The following is a 14,284-nucleotide window of genomic DNA, read 5'->3' as shown; positions in this document are numbered from 1 at the left end:
CGACCATCCAATTGGTCGCGCGCCTGTCGGTCACAAGGAGAAAATCCCTTGGGAAAACCCGGTTTCCGGCCTGCATTGCACTGCTTTCACATTATTGTTCTGTGATCGTGCTAAGGTCCGATTGGGTCGGTTTTCGGGGCTTGCCCGGGCCATTTCCGGCTAAGAAGACGGCGATTGTTGGCGAGATGAGAACAATTTGCGGAAAGCTGACAAGAACCAGCCACATCCGCGCCTCATTCGGGCCGGTTCAGCCGCGTCTTTGCAGCTTTACCGGCTCTGTCCGGGCCAGTTTCAGCACATGGGACATGAAGGGTTTCGTCGTATCCTCGACCCGCGTCGCCCCGTACATGCGCCGGGTCAGGCCGGTTTCGGTCAGCGGCCGCGTAACATAGCTGGAATTGCTCCGCTGTTCGCGCACCACCCAGTCAGGCAGTACCGTGACCCCGCGGTTGGAAGCCACAAGCAGCAGGATCACGGCAGACAATTCCACCTGCCGCACCGCGCGCGGCTCCACCCCTGCGGGTTTCAGGAACTGGCTGAACACATCCAGCCGGCTGCGTTCCATCGGGTAGGTGATCAGCAGCTCATCCTGAAAATCTTCGGGCATGATGAAGGGCTTGGCCGCCAGCGGGTGTTCGGACGAGGCAACAAAGACCGGCTCGTAGTCGAACAGCGGCGAGAAATCGACACCGGGCAGATCCTCGGGGTCGGAGGAGATCACCAGATCGACCTCTTCCCGCATCAGGGCAGGCAGCGCCTCGAATTGCAGACCGGGGCGAATATCGACATCCACATCCGGCCAGGCGACGCGGAACTGTTCCAGAACCGGCAACAGCCACTCGAAGCAGGCATGGCATTCGATGGCGATATGAAGACGCCCGACCTTACCCTGCTGCATGGCACGGAATTCTTCCTCCATCGCAGCCACCTGCGGCAATATCTGCTCGGCCAGCCGCAGCAGGCGCAGCCCGGCCGGCGACAGTTTCATCGGCTTGGATCGCCTGACAAACAGCTCCATCCCAGCCTGATCCTCCAGCCCCTTGATCTGGTGGCTGAGCGCGCTTTGCGTGATGTGCAGCCGGTCAGCCGCCTTGGCCAGCCCCCCCTCGTCATGGATGGCCTTGATGGTGCGCAGGTGGCGGAACTCGATATGCATTAGCCGGACTCATGTTGATGATGAATGTTATGAGTTTGCCTCAGCATTCTATCCATGTCACATCCTTGTGCAACAGCATCGAGGATGTATCCCAAAATGACCCTGCCGACCCCAAACGTTTCCTTCGAGTTCTTCCCCCCGCAATCGCTGGAGGCCTCGTTCCGCCTGTGGGACACGCTCGGCACCCTCGCGCCATTGGCCCCCGAATTCGTGTCCGTCACCTATGGCGCGGGCGGAACCACCCGCGACCTGACCCATGACGCGGTGAAGACGATCCATGGCAATTACGGCGTCAATGTCGCCGCGCATCTGACCTGCGTCGACGCCACCCGGGAAGACACGCTGGCCATTGCCGACAGCTACGCGCAGGCGGGCGTGACGCGCATCGTTGCCTTGCGGGGCGATCCCCCCAAGGGTGCGTCGGGTTTCCGGCCCCATCCCGATGGCTTCGCGTCCTCGGTCGAACTGGTCGAGGCACTGGCCAAAACCGGCAAGTTCGACATCGCCGTAGGGGCCTACCCCGAGCCGCATCCCGAAGCCGCCGATCTGCAGGCCTGCGTCGACTATCTCAAGCGCAAGGTGGATGCAGGCGCGACCACGGCGATCACACAGTTCTTCTTCGAGACCGGCAGCTTCCTGCGGTTCCGCGATGCCTGTGCCGCGGCGGGGATCACCGCGCAGATCATCCCCGGCATCCTGCCCGTGAACAACTGGACCCGCGTTCGCGGCTTTGCCAGCCGCTGTGGGGCGGTCATTCCGACATGGCTGGACGAAGCCTACGCCGCCGCCATCCGCGACGGACGGGAACAGCTGCTGTCCACCGCGCTTTGCGCCGAGCTCTGTACCGAATTGCTGGAAGAGGGCGTGAAAGACCTGCATTTCTACACGCTCAACAGCCCCGACCTGACCCGCGATGTCTGCGCCGCGCTCGGCGTCACACCGCGCGTCACCCTGGCAGAGGTGGCGTAACACCCCCCGGTCTTCCGCTGGACCAGCTGAAACGTTGCGTCACCTCGCGCCGCCGCAGTCAGAGCAGGATTGCAGCGGCGCAGGCCAGTTGGGCATGCTGGTCTGGACACCCAGATTGCCCGGATCGCCCTATGCCCAACCCGTTCTTCGCCTCCACACCCGCAGAAATCGCGGATCGCGACACGCTCCTTTCCATGTCAGGCCTCGCGTTCATGGAAGCGATCCGCGACGGCCTCCTGCCCAATCCACCCATTGCGAGAACCCTGAACTATCACGTCGATACCGTCGAGGATGGACGGGTGATCTTTCGCGGCGCGCCGCTTTTTGACCACTGCAACCCCATGGGTACGGTGCATGGCGGCTGGTACGGGACGCTGCTGGACAGTTGCATGGCCTGCGCGGTGATGACGAAAGTGCCGAAAGGGTCAGTCTACACAACGCTGGAATACAAGGTGAATATCACACGGCCCATCCCGCTTGGCACCGAAATCATCGCTGAGGGGATTGTGTCCCATTCGGGCCGGTCGACCGGTGTGGCCGAGGGCACCATTCGCGGAACTGAGGACGGGAAACTCTACGCAACAGGCTCCACCACCTGCATCATCATGGCGATGGCGTGAGCACCAGAAAATTCTTCCAGAAGAATTTTCGCAAGTGCGTCAGTCGCCGAAAAATCTTCCGGAAGATTTTTCCCGGCGCAAAGAAGAGTTTTCCGGAAAACTCTTCCGTCTCAGCCCCTGATTTCGTTGACTTCGCATGGGCTTTGAGGCATGGCCGTTTCTTCAACTCACCCCAAGGAGATCGCCATGATCACGCCGGTTCTACCCAGCTATTCCCGTGCACCTCTCTCCTTCGTCAAGGGCGAAGGGGCCTGGCTCGTGGAAGCGGATGGCCGACGTTTTCTGGATCTCGGCGGCGGCATCGCGGTGACCGCGCTTGGCCATGCGCATCCGGCGCTGGTCAAGGCGCTGACCGACCAGGCGAACGCGCTCTGGCACACATCTAACCTTTATAACGTGCCCCAGCAGGAGGCGCTGGCCGAGCGGCTGGTGGAACATACCTTCGCCGACACGATGTTCTTCTGCAACTCGGGCACCGAGGCAGGTGAACTGGCCGTCAAGATGGCGCGCAAGTACTGGCACGAGAAGGGCCAGCCGGAACGGACGACGATCATCACCTTCGACGGCTCGTTCCACGGCCGGTCGATCGCCATGATCTCAGCCGCCGGATCCGAGAAGCTGACCAAGGGCTTCGGCCCGCTTCTGCCCGGCTTCATCACCCTGCCCTTCGGCGATCATGACGCGCTGCGCGAGGCCGCGGCGCGGCCCGAGGTGGGCGCGATCATGATCGAGCCCGTGCAGGGCGAGGGCGGCATCCGCCCGCTGCCCGACGCCTGCCTCAAGGGCCTGCGCGACCTCTGCGACGAACACGGGCTTCTGCTGATCCTCGACGAAATCCAGTGCGGCATGGGCCGGACAGGCAAGCTCTTCGCCCATGAATGGGCGGGGATCACGCCCGACATCATGATGGTCGCGAAGGGCATCGGCGGGGGCTTCCCGCTCGGCGCGTTGCTGGCAACCGAAGAGGCCGCCTGCGGCATGACCCCGGGCACGCATGGCTCGACCTATGGCGGCAACCCGCTTGGCTGTGCCGTGGGCTGTGCCGTGGTGGACGAGATCACGCGCGATGGCTTCCTTGACGATGTGAACCGCCGCGCGGGGCTCTTGCGGCAGAAGCTGGAGGGGCTGGTGGCAAGCCACCCCGATATCTTCGCGGGTGTGCGCGGCGAGGGCTTCATGCTCGGGCTCATGTGCAAGGTGCCCAATATGGACGTGGTTAATGCAGGTTATGATCAACTGGTGCTGACTGTCCCGGGCGGGGACAACGTGGTGCGCCTGCTGCCGTCGCTGACACTGACCGAAGACGAGATCGGAGAGGCGCTGACCCGGCTTGACGCCGCTGCCACGGCGCTGGAAGGTCAATAGCATGTCCGGGCGCGGCTTTTTCGAACCGGCCTATTTCGGCCACCGACGAGGATAGGGACAGCCCGCCCCCTTTCCCATTCCTCGGGGCCGTCCGTACTGCGGCCCAACACAAGGCACTGACATGAAACACTTTCTGGATATCAACATCACCGATCCCGCCGACCTTCGGCAGATGATCGACCACGCCCGCGTGATGAAGGACGCCCGCAATGGCCGCCCCAAGGGCACGCCGGATGACGAGCAACCGCTGGCCGGCCACATGGTCGCGCTGATCTTCGAGAAGCCCTCGACCCGCACCCGCGTGTCCTTCGACGTGGGCGTGCGCCAGATGGGCGGGCAGACCATGGTGCTGTCGGGCAGCGACATGCAGCTTGGCCATGGTGAGACCATCGCCGACACCGCCCGTGTGCTCAGCCGCTATGTCGACCTGATCATGATCCGCACCTTCGAGGAAGCAACGCTTCAGGAAATGGCGGAATATGCCACCGTTCCCGTCATCAACGGCCTCACCAATCGCAGCCACCCCTGCCAGATCATGACCGACATCATGACCTTCGAGGAGCATCGCGGTCCGATCAAGGGCAAGAAGGTCGTGTGGTGCGGCGATGGCAACAATGTCTTCGCCAGCTTCGCCCATGCGGCGGGGCAGTTCGGCTTTGACCTGACCTTTTCCGGCCCGCCGCCGCTCGACCCTGAACAGGTCTTCATCGACGAGGCCCGCGCGCGCGGCGCCAATGTCACCATCGAGCGCAACCCGCAAAAGGCCGTCGAAGGGGCCGATCTTGTCGTCACCGATACCTGGGTGTCGATGCACGATCCGCAATCGGCCCGCGAACGGCGGCACAACCAGCTGCGCGGCTATCAGGTGAACGAGGCGCTGATGGCCCATGCCAAGCCTGACAGCCTGTTCATGCACTGCCTGCCCGCGCATCGCGACGACGAGGCCACGAGCGCCGTCATGGACGGCCCGCATTCGGTGATCTTCGACGAGGCCGAAAACCGTCTGCACGCGCAGAAGGCAATCATGCGCTGGTGCCTCGGCGTCTGAGGCCCCCGAACCGGGGGGAAACCTCCCGGTTCCGCCCTTTTGGGTTGCAATGCCCCAGTTCGGAAACGATGCTGCAGGTGAATTTCATCAGTCAGGCGTTATTTCCATGAAGCAGTTGATCGTTACCCTCTTCCTTTTCGCGATTGCCAGCCAAGCCACCGCGACCCCTCTCGACGTGACGGTTCAAGGCCCCGCGGGGCAACTGACAGGAACGATCGAAACCCCACAAACCCCATCCCGTGCCGCCGCGCTGATCCTGCCCGGATCGGGTCCGACGGACCGCAATGGCAACAATCCATTGGGGCTGTTCGCGGCCAGCTACCAGATGTTGGCCGTGGATCTCGCCGCTGAGGGCATCACGACCCTGCGCTTCGACAAACGCGGCATCGGCGCAAGCCAGGGTGACCCAAACGATGTGACGCTCTCTGAATATGCAGAGGATGCAACGGTCTGGATCGCGGAACTTCTCCGCCAGTCCGGCGAAGACTGCGTCTGGTTGCTGGGCCATTCCGAAGGCGCGATCATTGCCACGATGCTGGCGGAACGAGAGGATGTCTGCGGCATCGCGCTGCTTGCCGCGCCGGGTCGCAATGTCGGCGACCTCTTCCGAGAACAGGTTGCCTCTCAGCCCCTGATCGCGCCTTCCGCAGAAGCGTTCGACATCGCACTGCAAGAGTTTGCGGCCGGTGGCACCCCCGATCTGTCCGGCCTGCATCCGGGCCTTCACAGCATCTTCGCGCCGCAAACCGCGCGCTACATGCGTGACCTGATCGCCGCCAATCCCGGTGACCTTCTGGCCGCGACCACCGTGCCCGTGCTGATCCTGCATGGCGATGGCGATGTGCAGGCCCCGCCCTCCGAGGCAGCCCCCCTCGTCGCCGCGCGCCCCGATGCCGAGGCGCATGTTCTCAGCGGCATGACCCATGTGCTGAAGCGCGCCATTCCCCGAAGCGAGGCCCCAAGCAACGAGGCCTTCACACAGGCAAGCCTCGCCACCTATGCCGACCCGAACGCGCCATTGCATGAAGAGCTTGTCCCGCTGCTGACCCAGTTCATGACGGGCAGCGAAGCCGCCGAAGCAGCCTCGGCTCCCGCTCCGGCCGTCGTACCCGCCCCGGTACAGTCGGAGTCCAAATAGCAAGGTCCCACCACCCCTGACAGAAAGACCGATATCCCATGCCCAGATTGACCCGCGCAAGCGCCCTCATTGGCCTGATTACCATGGCCACCGCTGCGCTTGCCCATCAAAACGTACAGAACCCCGCTGTCCAGGCGCGGATGGACAACATGACGGCCATGGCCCGGCAGATGGAAGTGATCGGCACCATGGCGCGGGGGGAAACCGCGTTCGATGCCGAGGCTGCCAATGCCGCTCTCGACCGGATCTCCAGCCAGGCCAATCGCATCGTCGACCTCTTCGAGGCCCCGGAAACCGACCCGCAATCCGAGGCGCGGGCCGGCATCTGGGAGAACTTCGGCAATTTCAGCAATCGCGCCATGGAACTTGAACTTCTGGCGGCGGAACTGGCCGGAACGGTCGAGGACCGGGCGACGCTGGTGGCCGCGCTGCGCCGGGTCGGCGCCTCCTGCAGCGGCTGCCACGAGGATTACCGCATCAATCGCGATTGACATTTGACGCGGGCGGGCGCACCGACAGCGCCATGACCCCGTCCCACAATCCACCGCTCGCCGTCGCCTTCATGCTGACCGCCACGCTCTTCATCGCGGGGTCGATGCTGATGGCGAAGCTTCTGGGAACGGATACGCTCGGCCCCCCGCTGCATCCGCTTCAGGTCAGCCACGGGCGGTTTCTGTTCGCATTCATTCTGATCGGCAGCACAGTTGCTGTGATGCGCCCGACGCTAAGGCTCACCAACCTGCGCATCCATATTGGCAGGACGCTGTGCGGGTGGGTCGGCGTATCGCTGATGTTCGCCGCCGTGGCCTTCATTCCCATGGCCGATGCCACCGCGATCAGCTTTCTCAACCCGGTCTTCGGCATGATGCTGGCGATCCCGCTTTTGGGCGAAACCGTGGGCCGCATCCGCTGGTCCGCCGCCGCCATTGCCCTTCTGGGCGCGCTGATCCTGCTGCGCCCCACCCCGGACAGCTTTCAGCCCGCCGCGCTGCTGGCGCTCGGGGCTGCCATGGCCTTGGGACTGGAGCTAATCTTCATCAAGAAGCTTTCAGGACGGGAAGGCCCGCTTTCCATTCTGTTCATCAACAATGCGCTCGGGTTGACGGTGGCCAGCCTCGCGGTGGTCTTCGTCTGGCAGATGCCCACACCCGCCCAATGGGCGGCGCTTGCCGGCGTCGGGGGCACGATGGCCTGTGCACAGGCCTGTTTCGTGAATGCGGTCGCCCGGGCCGATGCCAGCTTCATCACGCCCTTTTCCTACCTCACCCTGGTGGTGGCAGCGGTCTATGACCTGCTGATCTTCGGGGTTCGGCCGGATGCCGTCAGCATCACCGGCGCGGGCATCATCATCGCGGGCGCGGCCCTCTTGGCCTGGCGCGAAGCGCGGCGTGCAAAACCACGGCCCGTCACGCAAGAATAACCCGCGCCGGGGCCTTCCCTTCCGGCGCGCGGGCACATATAACTAAACGCTGCACTTGGGGCTTAGGATCAGGAGGGACGCAGATGTCCTGGACCGACGAGCGGGTCGAACTTCTCAAGAAAATGTGGGGCGAGGGGCAATCGGCCTCGCAGATCGCCAAGGAACTTGGCGGCGTGACCCGGAATGCCGTGATCGGCAAGGTTCATCGCCTTGGCCTGTCCAACCGCACCTCGGGCAGCAGCAAGCCTGCCGCCCCGGTGAAAGAGGCCGCGCCGAAGCCCGCGCCCAAAGCCGCGGAACCGGCGCCCAAACCCGAACCTGCCAAGGCCGAAAAGGCAGAACCCGCCCCCGAACCTGCCGCGCGTCCCAGCAATGTGACGCCGCTGCGCAAACCCATCGTTCCGGCCGGTCAACCCCTGCCGCCGCAGCCTTCGGCCAATGAGATCAGCCCCGAGGCTCTGGCCAAGGTGCGCGAGGTGGAAACCCACGCCAAGCGCATCAGCCTGATGGAGCTGACCGAACGCACCTGCAAATGGCCGATCGGGGATCCGGCGACGGATGATTTCTATTTCTGTGGCCTGCCCGTGCAGCAGGGAAAACCCTATTGCGAGGCGCATGTGGGTGTGGCCTTCCAACCGATGAGCAGCCGGCGCGACCGTCGCCGTTAATCGCGACGCTGAAAATTCTTCCCGAAGAATTTTCGGACTCGAATACCAGGAAGAGTTTTCAAGAAAACTCTTCTTGTCCAGAGTGGGAAGATTTTTCTGGAAAAATCTTCTTGCGGCTTACCGGCAGCCGCGCATCTCCCGCTCCGCCAGCCCGGTCTCGACCAACATGCAGCGGTCCCGCGCTTCGTAGTAATATCCACTCGCGTAGCGCCGGATCGCGCCGTCGAAATCCCCGCCCGACAGCAGATAGGCCCCGCGCAGGTATTTCACCCCCCATCTGAGGTTCTGGTCCGGGTCCAGCAACTCGGACGCGGGTCCCCGATGGCCCATGGTGCGCGCCGTTTGTGGCAGCATCTGCAGCAGCCCGTAATAGGGCCCTGCGCGCAGATGCGGGCGATAGTCGCTTTCCCGGTCGATCAGGCGATGGATCAGCGCCGCCGGCACGTCGTAGTGATCGGCATAGTGGTTGATCAACCGCCGCAGCTCCGGCGTTTCGTTGGGGTAGAGCGGCGGTTCCCCGCGTCGGGTTACGGGATCATCCCCGCCGCCGCAGGCGGTCAGCACAAGGGCCAGCGCGATCAGCATCCACCGCATGGCTCAGTTTCCTCCGAACAGGCGTTCCAACTGCCGGGCAGCCTCGTCCCGCAGCCGGTCTTCCAGCGCGTCCTGCGCTGCCTCCTCGACCGATTGCCCCTCTTCCACTTCGATCCCGAGCGCATCCGCCGCCGCCTCCGTTGCGCGCTCTTCCAGCGCGTCAATTTCCTCTTCCAGCTCCTGACGTGCCAGCGCTTCCAGATCGAGGCTGAAATTCGGATCCGCCCAATAGCCCGAGATCCGCAGCGGAACCCGCACCCCCCCATCCGAGCCTTCCCCATAGAGCACGCGCGGAACCACCGTGTAATCCAGCACCTGTTCCCCAAGGCTGACCGTCCCTGCCCCTGTCAGCTCGCCGAAGGGCGCGGTCATCAGCAGATCGTCATTCGTCACCACGCCCCCATCCATGCTGAAACTGGCGGTAATGCTTTCATAGACCGTGCGCTGTCCCTCGCCCCGATACGAGGTGTCGAAATTGCGGATCATGCCGCCGATATCCAGCCCCAGGATTGCGCCTTCGCCAAAGGCGATGGACCCGGACCCTTCCAGCGAGTTCATCAGAGCATGCAGATCGTTACCCACCATCAGGAAGGTCAGATCGGCGTTTCCGGTGCCTTCCAGCCTGTCCCAATTCGCGAAATCTGTCAGCAGCGGGTTCAACCGCACATCCGCAATCTGCAAACTGCCGCCCATGGACAGGCCGCCGCGCCCGTTGATCACGTATTGACCTGAAATGCCGCCGCCATAGGCCGCCACCTCGCGCAGGTCGAAGACCAGCCGACCGGCGGTCAGCGTGGCACGCAAATCCACCGCCCCAAGCTGCATGATCCCCAGATCGAGCCCCGCCAGCACCAGCGCCGCCTCTGCATCCGCCGCGTGCAGGCCGCTGACGTCGATCGGGTCCCGCGACCATCCCCGCTCGGCCGACGCGGTGGCCTCGCCGCCCCCCTCGCCTTCGGTCAGGCCGGACAGGTCCAGCGCCCCGCCGGTCAGCACCGCGCGGATCATCGGGCGGTCATCGCCGGGGATCACGTCGATACTGCCCGCCAGCACGTTGTCATCAAAGGAGAATCTGGCGTCGCGCAGATGCACTGTGCCTTCCGAGGCCAGCGTAAACGCACCCTCCACCGCCAGCCGGTCCCGCCCCAATCCGCGCGGCAGCTCCGGCGGCGCCTGCCCTGCCAGCGCCATCAGCGGACCCAGATCGGTGGCGTCCAGCGCGACGGCCCCCTCCACACCGAGCGGGGAAAGCCCCACGCGCCCGTCGAACCCGGCCTCGCCCCCCGCCCAATTCAACGCCAGCGTCACCGGGCGCAACTCGCCCTCCAGCAGCGGGCCGATCCCGTCGATCACCGCCTCGACCGAGACCGTCGCGCCATTCATCGCGCCGCTGCCCTCCAGCCGCGCCACACCATCGGCAGAGGGCAGGCGCAGGGTCAGGCTCAGGTCACTGGCCTGCACATCCGTGCCCGCCGCTTCGTCGCGGAACATGAGCGACCCGGCGGTGATCTCTGCCAGATCAAGGCTGAACGCCCCCAGACCGCCGCCGCCTTCGGCGCTGTCATCCGCAGGTTCGCTCACCCCCTCGCCGTCGGAAAAATCCCAGCTCACCGCCCCATCGGCACGCGACACCAGGATGATATCGGGGCGCACCACCTCGAACCGCTGCACGCGGATATTGCCCGACAGCAGCGCCCACAGATCGACCCCGATATTCAGCCGGTCCGCCCGCAGCATCGGCCCGTCCTCGACCCAGGCGGGATTGCCCACCTCGATCCCGTCGACCCGCACGCCAAGGGTCGGGTAGATCGAGGGCCGGATATCCCCGGATATGGCCAGCGTCCGCCCGGTGGCGCGCTCGAACTGGTCGCTGACAATGGCCCCGATCCGATCCGTCGGGATCAGGAACAGCGTGCCAATCGCCACCACCACCAGCACCACGACCAACCCGAGAAGCCGAAAGATCCACCGCATGCCCGCCACTCCTTGCCACTTTGGGGAAAAGGTAGCGCGATGCGCGGAACCGGGATAGCGCAAAGTTGGAAAAGTCCCGCGCAGGCAAGGATTTGCGCGCGGCCCGCGCGGCGGTGGCTGCGGGGCAGACAGGCCGGGAAACAGCAGATGGGTGGTTCCGGGAAAGGCCGCGATACGGTGGGTCATGGGGCGGCTTCTGGCTGTGGGGTCGGGTTTCACCTTGATCCCGGTCCCCCCTGCCCCGCCACGGATCAGACCCGGCAGAACCCGTAAGTCACCCGTAAGCGGCTTGGCAATCCGCGCCGCACCGCCCATGCTGGCCAGACCTCAACCGGCCCGGCCAGCATGCAGAACACGCCCTCTCTCTTTGCCCGAAAGCTGCGCGACTGGCGCCTGACAAGCGGCACACATGGACGGCTGACACAGGAACAGCTGGCCGACCGGCTCGGCGTCAGTGTCGAGGCCGTCGGCAAATACGAACGCTCGCTGTCCTTCATCCGGGGCGATCTGGAACACCGCCTGGCTGAAAACCTGGGCTGGACCCGGTCCGAAATCCTTGCCTGCCGCGCAGACTGGCAGGCCCGCCAGCAGGGTGGGACAGCAGGGGGATACCGCTTGCTGGACGCGGCGCTCTCCGAAACGCTGTTTGGTGGGGACTGGGCCGCAATCGGTCGCGCCGGGACAGATCTGGCAAAGCGTGCATTCGGCCCGCTCCCCCCTGAACTGTCGGTTTGCGACGACACGCTCGTGCCGGTCTACGAGGCCTTTCCGGATCACTGGGGTCTGGTGCTGAAGGAGGATCAACTGGTCGGCAAATGGGCCGTCTTCTTTCTGACCCCCGAGGATGAGGCACTGTTCCGGTCCGGGCGCATCATCGAAACGGACCTGACCATAGACCGCTTCCACCGGCCGCTGCTGCCCGGGACCTATTTCGGCTACTGCCCGGTGCTGATCGTCCTGCCCGGACATGAAGCCGCCGCGACGCTCCTGCTCAGCTCTTTCGTGCAGTTTCTAGAAAATCTGGCGGCCAGAGAGGTCTTCCTGCACGGGCTCGGCACGATCAGCTGCACCAAGGGGGGTGAGCAGCTCTGCCGTGATCTGGGCATGACGCGGCTATGCGACTATTTCGTCAGCCCGGAATATGGCGTCTGGACCCTGCCGGGCGAGGCCATCGCCCGCTCGATCTTCACCCGCCGCAGCCCACGCCTTGCCGCGCTCTATGCCGATATGTTCCCGCCCGCGCCTTAGTCCAGCTCGGTCCAGGGCCAGGGCTTTACATTGCTGGCGGCGGTCTGATACCGCGCGGCCTTCGCTACCCAGACCCCCAGATCGGTGCCGAAATCGGCCAGCCTCTCATTGGGCTGCTTGTTGATCAGCAGGATCACGAACTGGATGATCGTGGCGATCCCCAGAATGGTCTGCGCCAGAGAGATCATGATCGCGATGAGGATCATGTAGACCAGCCGCATCCCGATCGAATCCTCTTCGGCCTCGAACTGCTCGCCATGAATGCGGCCCTGATATCTGTCGTCGTCGTCGTCGGTCATCTCGGTCCCCATCTGTCGCTCGCCCAAGCCTATCACATCGGCACTGTCGAGCTATTACGCAAGTCCGGATTTCCCTTCCCTCATCGCCAACACCGATGTATCTGCCCGCCCATGACCCAGAACCCGCCCGATCTCCGCCCCGACCTCGCCCGCGCCACGGTGCCGAATGACGCCAGACCCGGCCAGCCCACCATCGGCATGGTTAGCCTCGGCTGTCCCAAGGCGCTGGTGGACAGCGAACGCATCCTGACACGCCTGCGCGCCGAGGGCTACGCGATCAGCCCCGATTACGCGGGCGCGGAGGCGGTCATCGTCAACACCTGCGGGTTTCTGGACTCCGCCAAGATGGAGAGCCTCGAGGCCATCGGCGAGGCGCTGCAACAAAACGGCAAGGTCATCGTCACCGGCTGCATGGGGGCTGACCCTGCGACCATCACCGGCACCCATCCCACGGTTCTGGCCGTCACCGGCCCGCATCAATACGAACAGGTGCTCGATGCCGTCCACAAGGCCGTGCCGCCCGACCCCGACCCGTTCATCGACCTGCTGCCCGCGCGCGGCGTGTCGCTCACCCCGCGCCATTACAGCTACCTCAAGATCTCCGAGGGCTGTAACCACAAATGCAAGTTCTGCATCATCCCCGACATGCGGGGCCGTCTGGCCAGTCGGCCGCACAAGGCGGTGATGCGAGAGGCGGAAAAGCTGGTCGATGCGGGCGTCAGGGAACTGCTGGTGATCAGCCAGGACACCTCCGCCTATGGCACCGACTGGAAGGACCGCGACGACAAGTTCCCGATCCTGCCGCTCGCCCGCGATCTGGGCTCGCTCGGCGCCTGGGTCCGCATGCATTACGTCTACCCCTACCCCCATGTGCGCGACCTGATCCCGGCGATGGCCGAGGGGCTGATCCTGCCCTATCTCGACATCCCCTTTCAGCACGCCCACCCCGAGACCTTGAGGCGCATGGCCCGCCCCGCCGCCGCCGCGCGCACTTTGGATGAAATCGCCGCCTGGCGGTCGGACTGCCCCGACATCACCCTGCGATCCACTTTCATCGTGGGCTATCCCGGCGAGACGGAGGAGGAATTCCAGACGCTTCTCGATTGGCTGGACGAGGCGCAACTGGATCGCGTCGGCTGCTTCCGCTACGAAAACGTCGCAGGCGCCCGGTCCAACGACCTGCCCGACCACGTGCCCGAAGAGGTCAAGGAAGACCGCTTCCACCGCTTCATGGAGAAATCACAGGCGATTTCCGAGGCCAAACTGGCCGCCAAGGTGGGCACAAGGCTGGAGGTCATCGTCGACGAGGTGGACGAAGAAGGCGCCACCTGCCGGACCAAGGCGGACGCGCCCGAGATCGACGGGAACCTGTTTATTGATGAAGGGTTCGAGGGGTTGAACCCGGGGGATATCGTCGAGGTCGAGGTGGATGAGACAAGTGAGTATGATTTGTGGGGAAGGATTTTTCTTTAATGTTAGGCTTTTTCCGTTGGTTACGTAATTTTCCGCTAGGCTTGGCAATCGGATCGGCAGCGGCGCTCCTTCTTTCATGGGCAGTGGATCTTGAAGTATCTGATGCATTCTCGAGAAACGCCATATACCTTTTCTCCGCTCTTGTTACACTCACTGCTGCCACCTTGGCCACAGCGGGCGTACTAATGACGATCACACATCAGACTGAACGCGCACATGATGAGAATGCCGCAAAACTAGGCTCAGGACTCATAGCCAATAGATGACGGTCGCTGCGAGGGCGATTGCCGATAGGAAGACCCTTGGGCAGCG

At 64.0% G+C, this 14,284-nt stretch carries 14 protein-coding genes; 10 read left to right on the top strand and 4 right to left on the bottom strand.

All coding sequences use genetic code 11. The features are described from left to right. Positions 1–247: 247 nt before the first annotated feature. Positions 248–1,156 (bottom strand): LysR family transcriptional regulator, encoded by a 909-nt coding sequence (locus RBB16_RS04515; RefSeq protein ID WP_306045024.1) that lies wholly within the window; start codon positions 1,154–1,156, stop codon positions 248–250. Positions 1,157–1,258: 102 nt separating this feature from the next. Here RBB16_RS04515 and metF point away from each other — a divergent pair, with 102 nt between their 5' ends. The 8 genes from metF to RBB16_RS04475 all read left to right on the top strand — a co-directional run bounded on the left by metF (position 1,259) and on the right by RBB16_RS04475 (position 8,384). Continuing rightward, positions 1,259–2,125, top strand: coding sequence for a methylenetetrahydrofolate reductase [NAD(P)H] (metF, locus tag RBB16_RS04510; protein ID WP_306045099.1), 867 nt, complete (start codon positions 1,259–1,261; stop codon positions 2,123–2,125). Between the two features lie 131 nt (positions 2,126–2,256). After that, positions 2,257–2,745, top strand: coding sequence for a PaaI family thioesterase (locus RBB16_RS04505; protein ID WP_306045023.1), 489 nt, complete (start codon positions 2,257–2,259; stop codon positions 2,743–2,745). Between the two features lie 186 nt (positions 2,746–2,931). After that, positions 2,932–4,110: an aspartate aminotransferase family protein gene (locus tag RBB16_RS04500; protein ID WP_306045021.1), complete on the top strand. Its 1,179-nt coding sequence runs from the start codon at positions 2,932–2,934 to the stop codon at positions 4,108–4,110. Between the two features lie 121 nt (positions 4,111–4,231). After that, complete coding sequence (gene argF / locus RBB16_RS04495; RefSeq protein ID WP_306045020.1) at positions 4,232–5,158, top strand: ornithine carbamoyltransferase; 927 nt, start codon at positions 4,232–4,234, stop codon at positions 5,156–5,158. A 106-nt stretch (positions 5,159–5,264) separates the two neighbouring features. Beyond that, positions 5,265–6,296 (top strand): alpha/beta hydrolase, encoded by a 1,032-nt coding sequence (locus RBB16_RS04490; protein ID WP_306045019.1) that lies wholly within the window; start codon positions 5,265–5,267, stop codon positions 6,294–6,296. Positions 6,297–6,334: 38 nt separating this feature from the next. Then, the gene (locus tag RBB16_RS04485) at positions 6,335–6,787 is read left to right on the top strand and encodes a cytochrome c (RefSeq protein WP_306045018.1); all 453 of its coding nucleotides are present in this window, start codon (positions 6,335–6,337) and stop codon (positions 6,785–6,787) included. A gap of 32 nt (positions 6,788–6,819) precedes the next feature. Then, complete coding sequence (locus tag RBB16_RS04480) at positions 6,820–7,716, top strand: DMT family transporter (RefSeq protein WP_306045098.1); 897 nt, start codon at positions 6,820–6,822, stop codon at positions 7,714–7,716. 83 nt (positions 7,717–7,799) lie between these two features. Beyond that, a complete protein-coding gene (locus tag RBB16_RS04475; RefSeq protein WP_306045017.1) occupies positions 7,800–8,384 on the top strand; it encodes a GcrA family cell cycle regulator in 585 nt (194 codons plus the stop codon). Positions 8,385–8,501: 117 nt separating this feature from the next. On the opposite strand, the gene RBB16_RS04470 is transcribed toward RBB16_RS04475, so the two are convergent. Beyond that, complete coding sequence (locus RBB16_RS04470; RefSeq protein WP_306045016.1) at positions 8,502–8,978, bottom strand: lytic transglycosylase domain-containing protein; 477 nt, start codon at positions 8,976–8,978, stop codon at positions 8,502–8,504. A 3-nt stretch (positions 8,979–8,981) separates the two neighbouring features. Further along, on the bottom strand, positions 8,982–10,952 hold the full coding sequence (locus RBB16_RS04465) for an AsmA family protein (RefSeq protein ID WP_306045015.1): 1,971 nt from the start codon (positions 10,950–10,952) through the stop codon (positions 8,982–8,984). A 345-nt stretch (positions 10,953–11,297) separates the two neighbouring features. Here RBB16_RS04465 and RBB16_RS04460 point away from each other — a divergent pair, with 345 nt between their 5' ends. Next, positions 11,298–12,200, top strand: a complete 903-nt coding sequence (locus tag RBB16_RS04460; protein ID WP_306045014.1) for a helix-turn-helix transcriptional regulator — start codon at positions 11,298–11,300, stop codon at positions 12,198–12,200. Here RBB16_RS04460 and RBB16_RS04455 read toward each other — a convergent pair. Beyond that, positions 12,197–12,499, bottom strand: a complete 303-nt coding sequence (locus RBB16_RS04455) for a DUF4389 domain-containing protein (protein WP_306045013.1) — start codon at positions 12,497–12,499, stop codon at positions 12,197–12,199. The two genes, RBB16_RS04460 and RBB16_RS04455, sit on opposite strands and share 4 nt — an antisense overlap. Before the next feature lie 111 nt (positions 12,500–12,610). Here RBB16_RS04455 and rimO point away from each other — a divergent pair, with 111 nt between their 5' ends. Continuing rightward, the gene (gene rimO / locus RBB16_RS04450) at positions 12,611–13,972 is read left to right on the top strand and encodes a 30S ribosomal protein S12 methylthiotransferase RimO (protein WP_306045012.1); all 1,362 of its coding nucleotides are present in this window, start codon (positions 12,611–12,613) and stop codon (positions 13,970–13,972) included. Positions 13,973–14,284: the final 312 nt, after the last annotated feature.

The sequence above is a fragment of the Nioella sp. MMSF_3534 genome (assembly GCF_030732985.1).
GTDB lineage: Bacteria > Pseudomonadota > Alphaproteobacteria > Rhodobacterales > Rhodobacteraceae > Nioella.
This window is presented reverse-complemented; position numbering and strand designations above follow the sequence as displayed.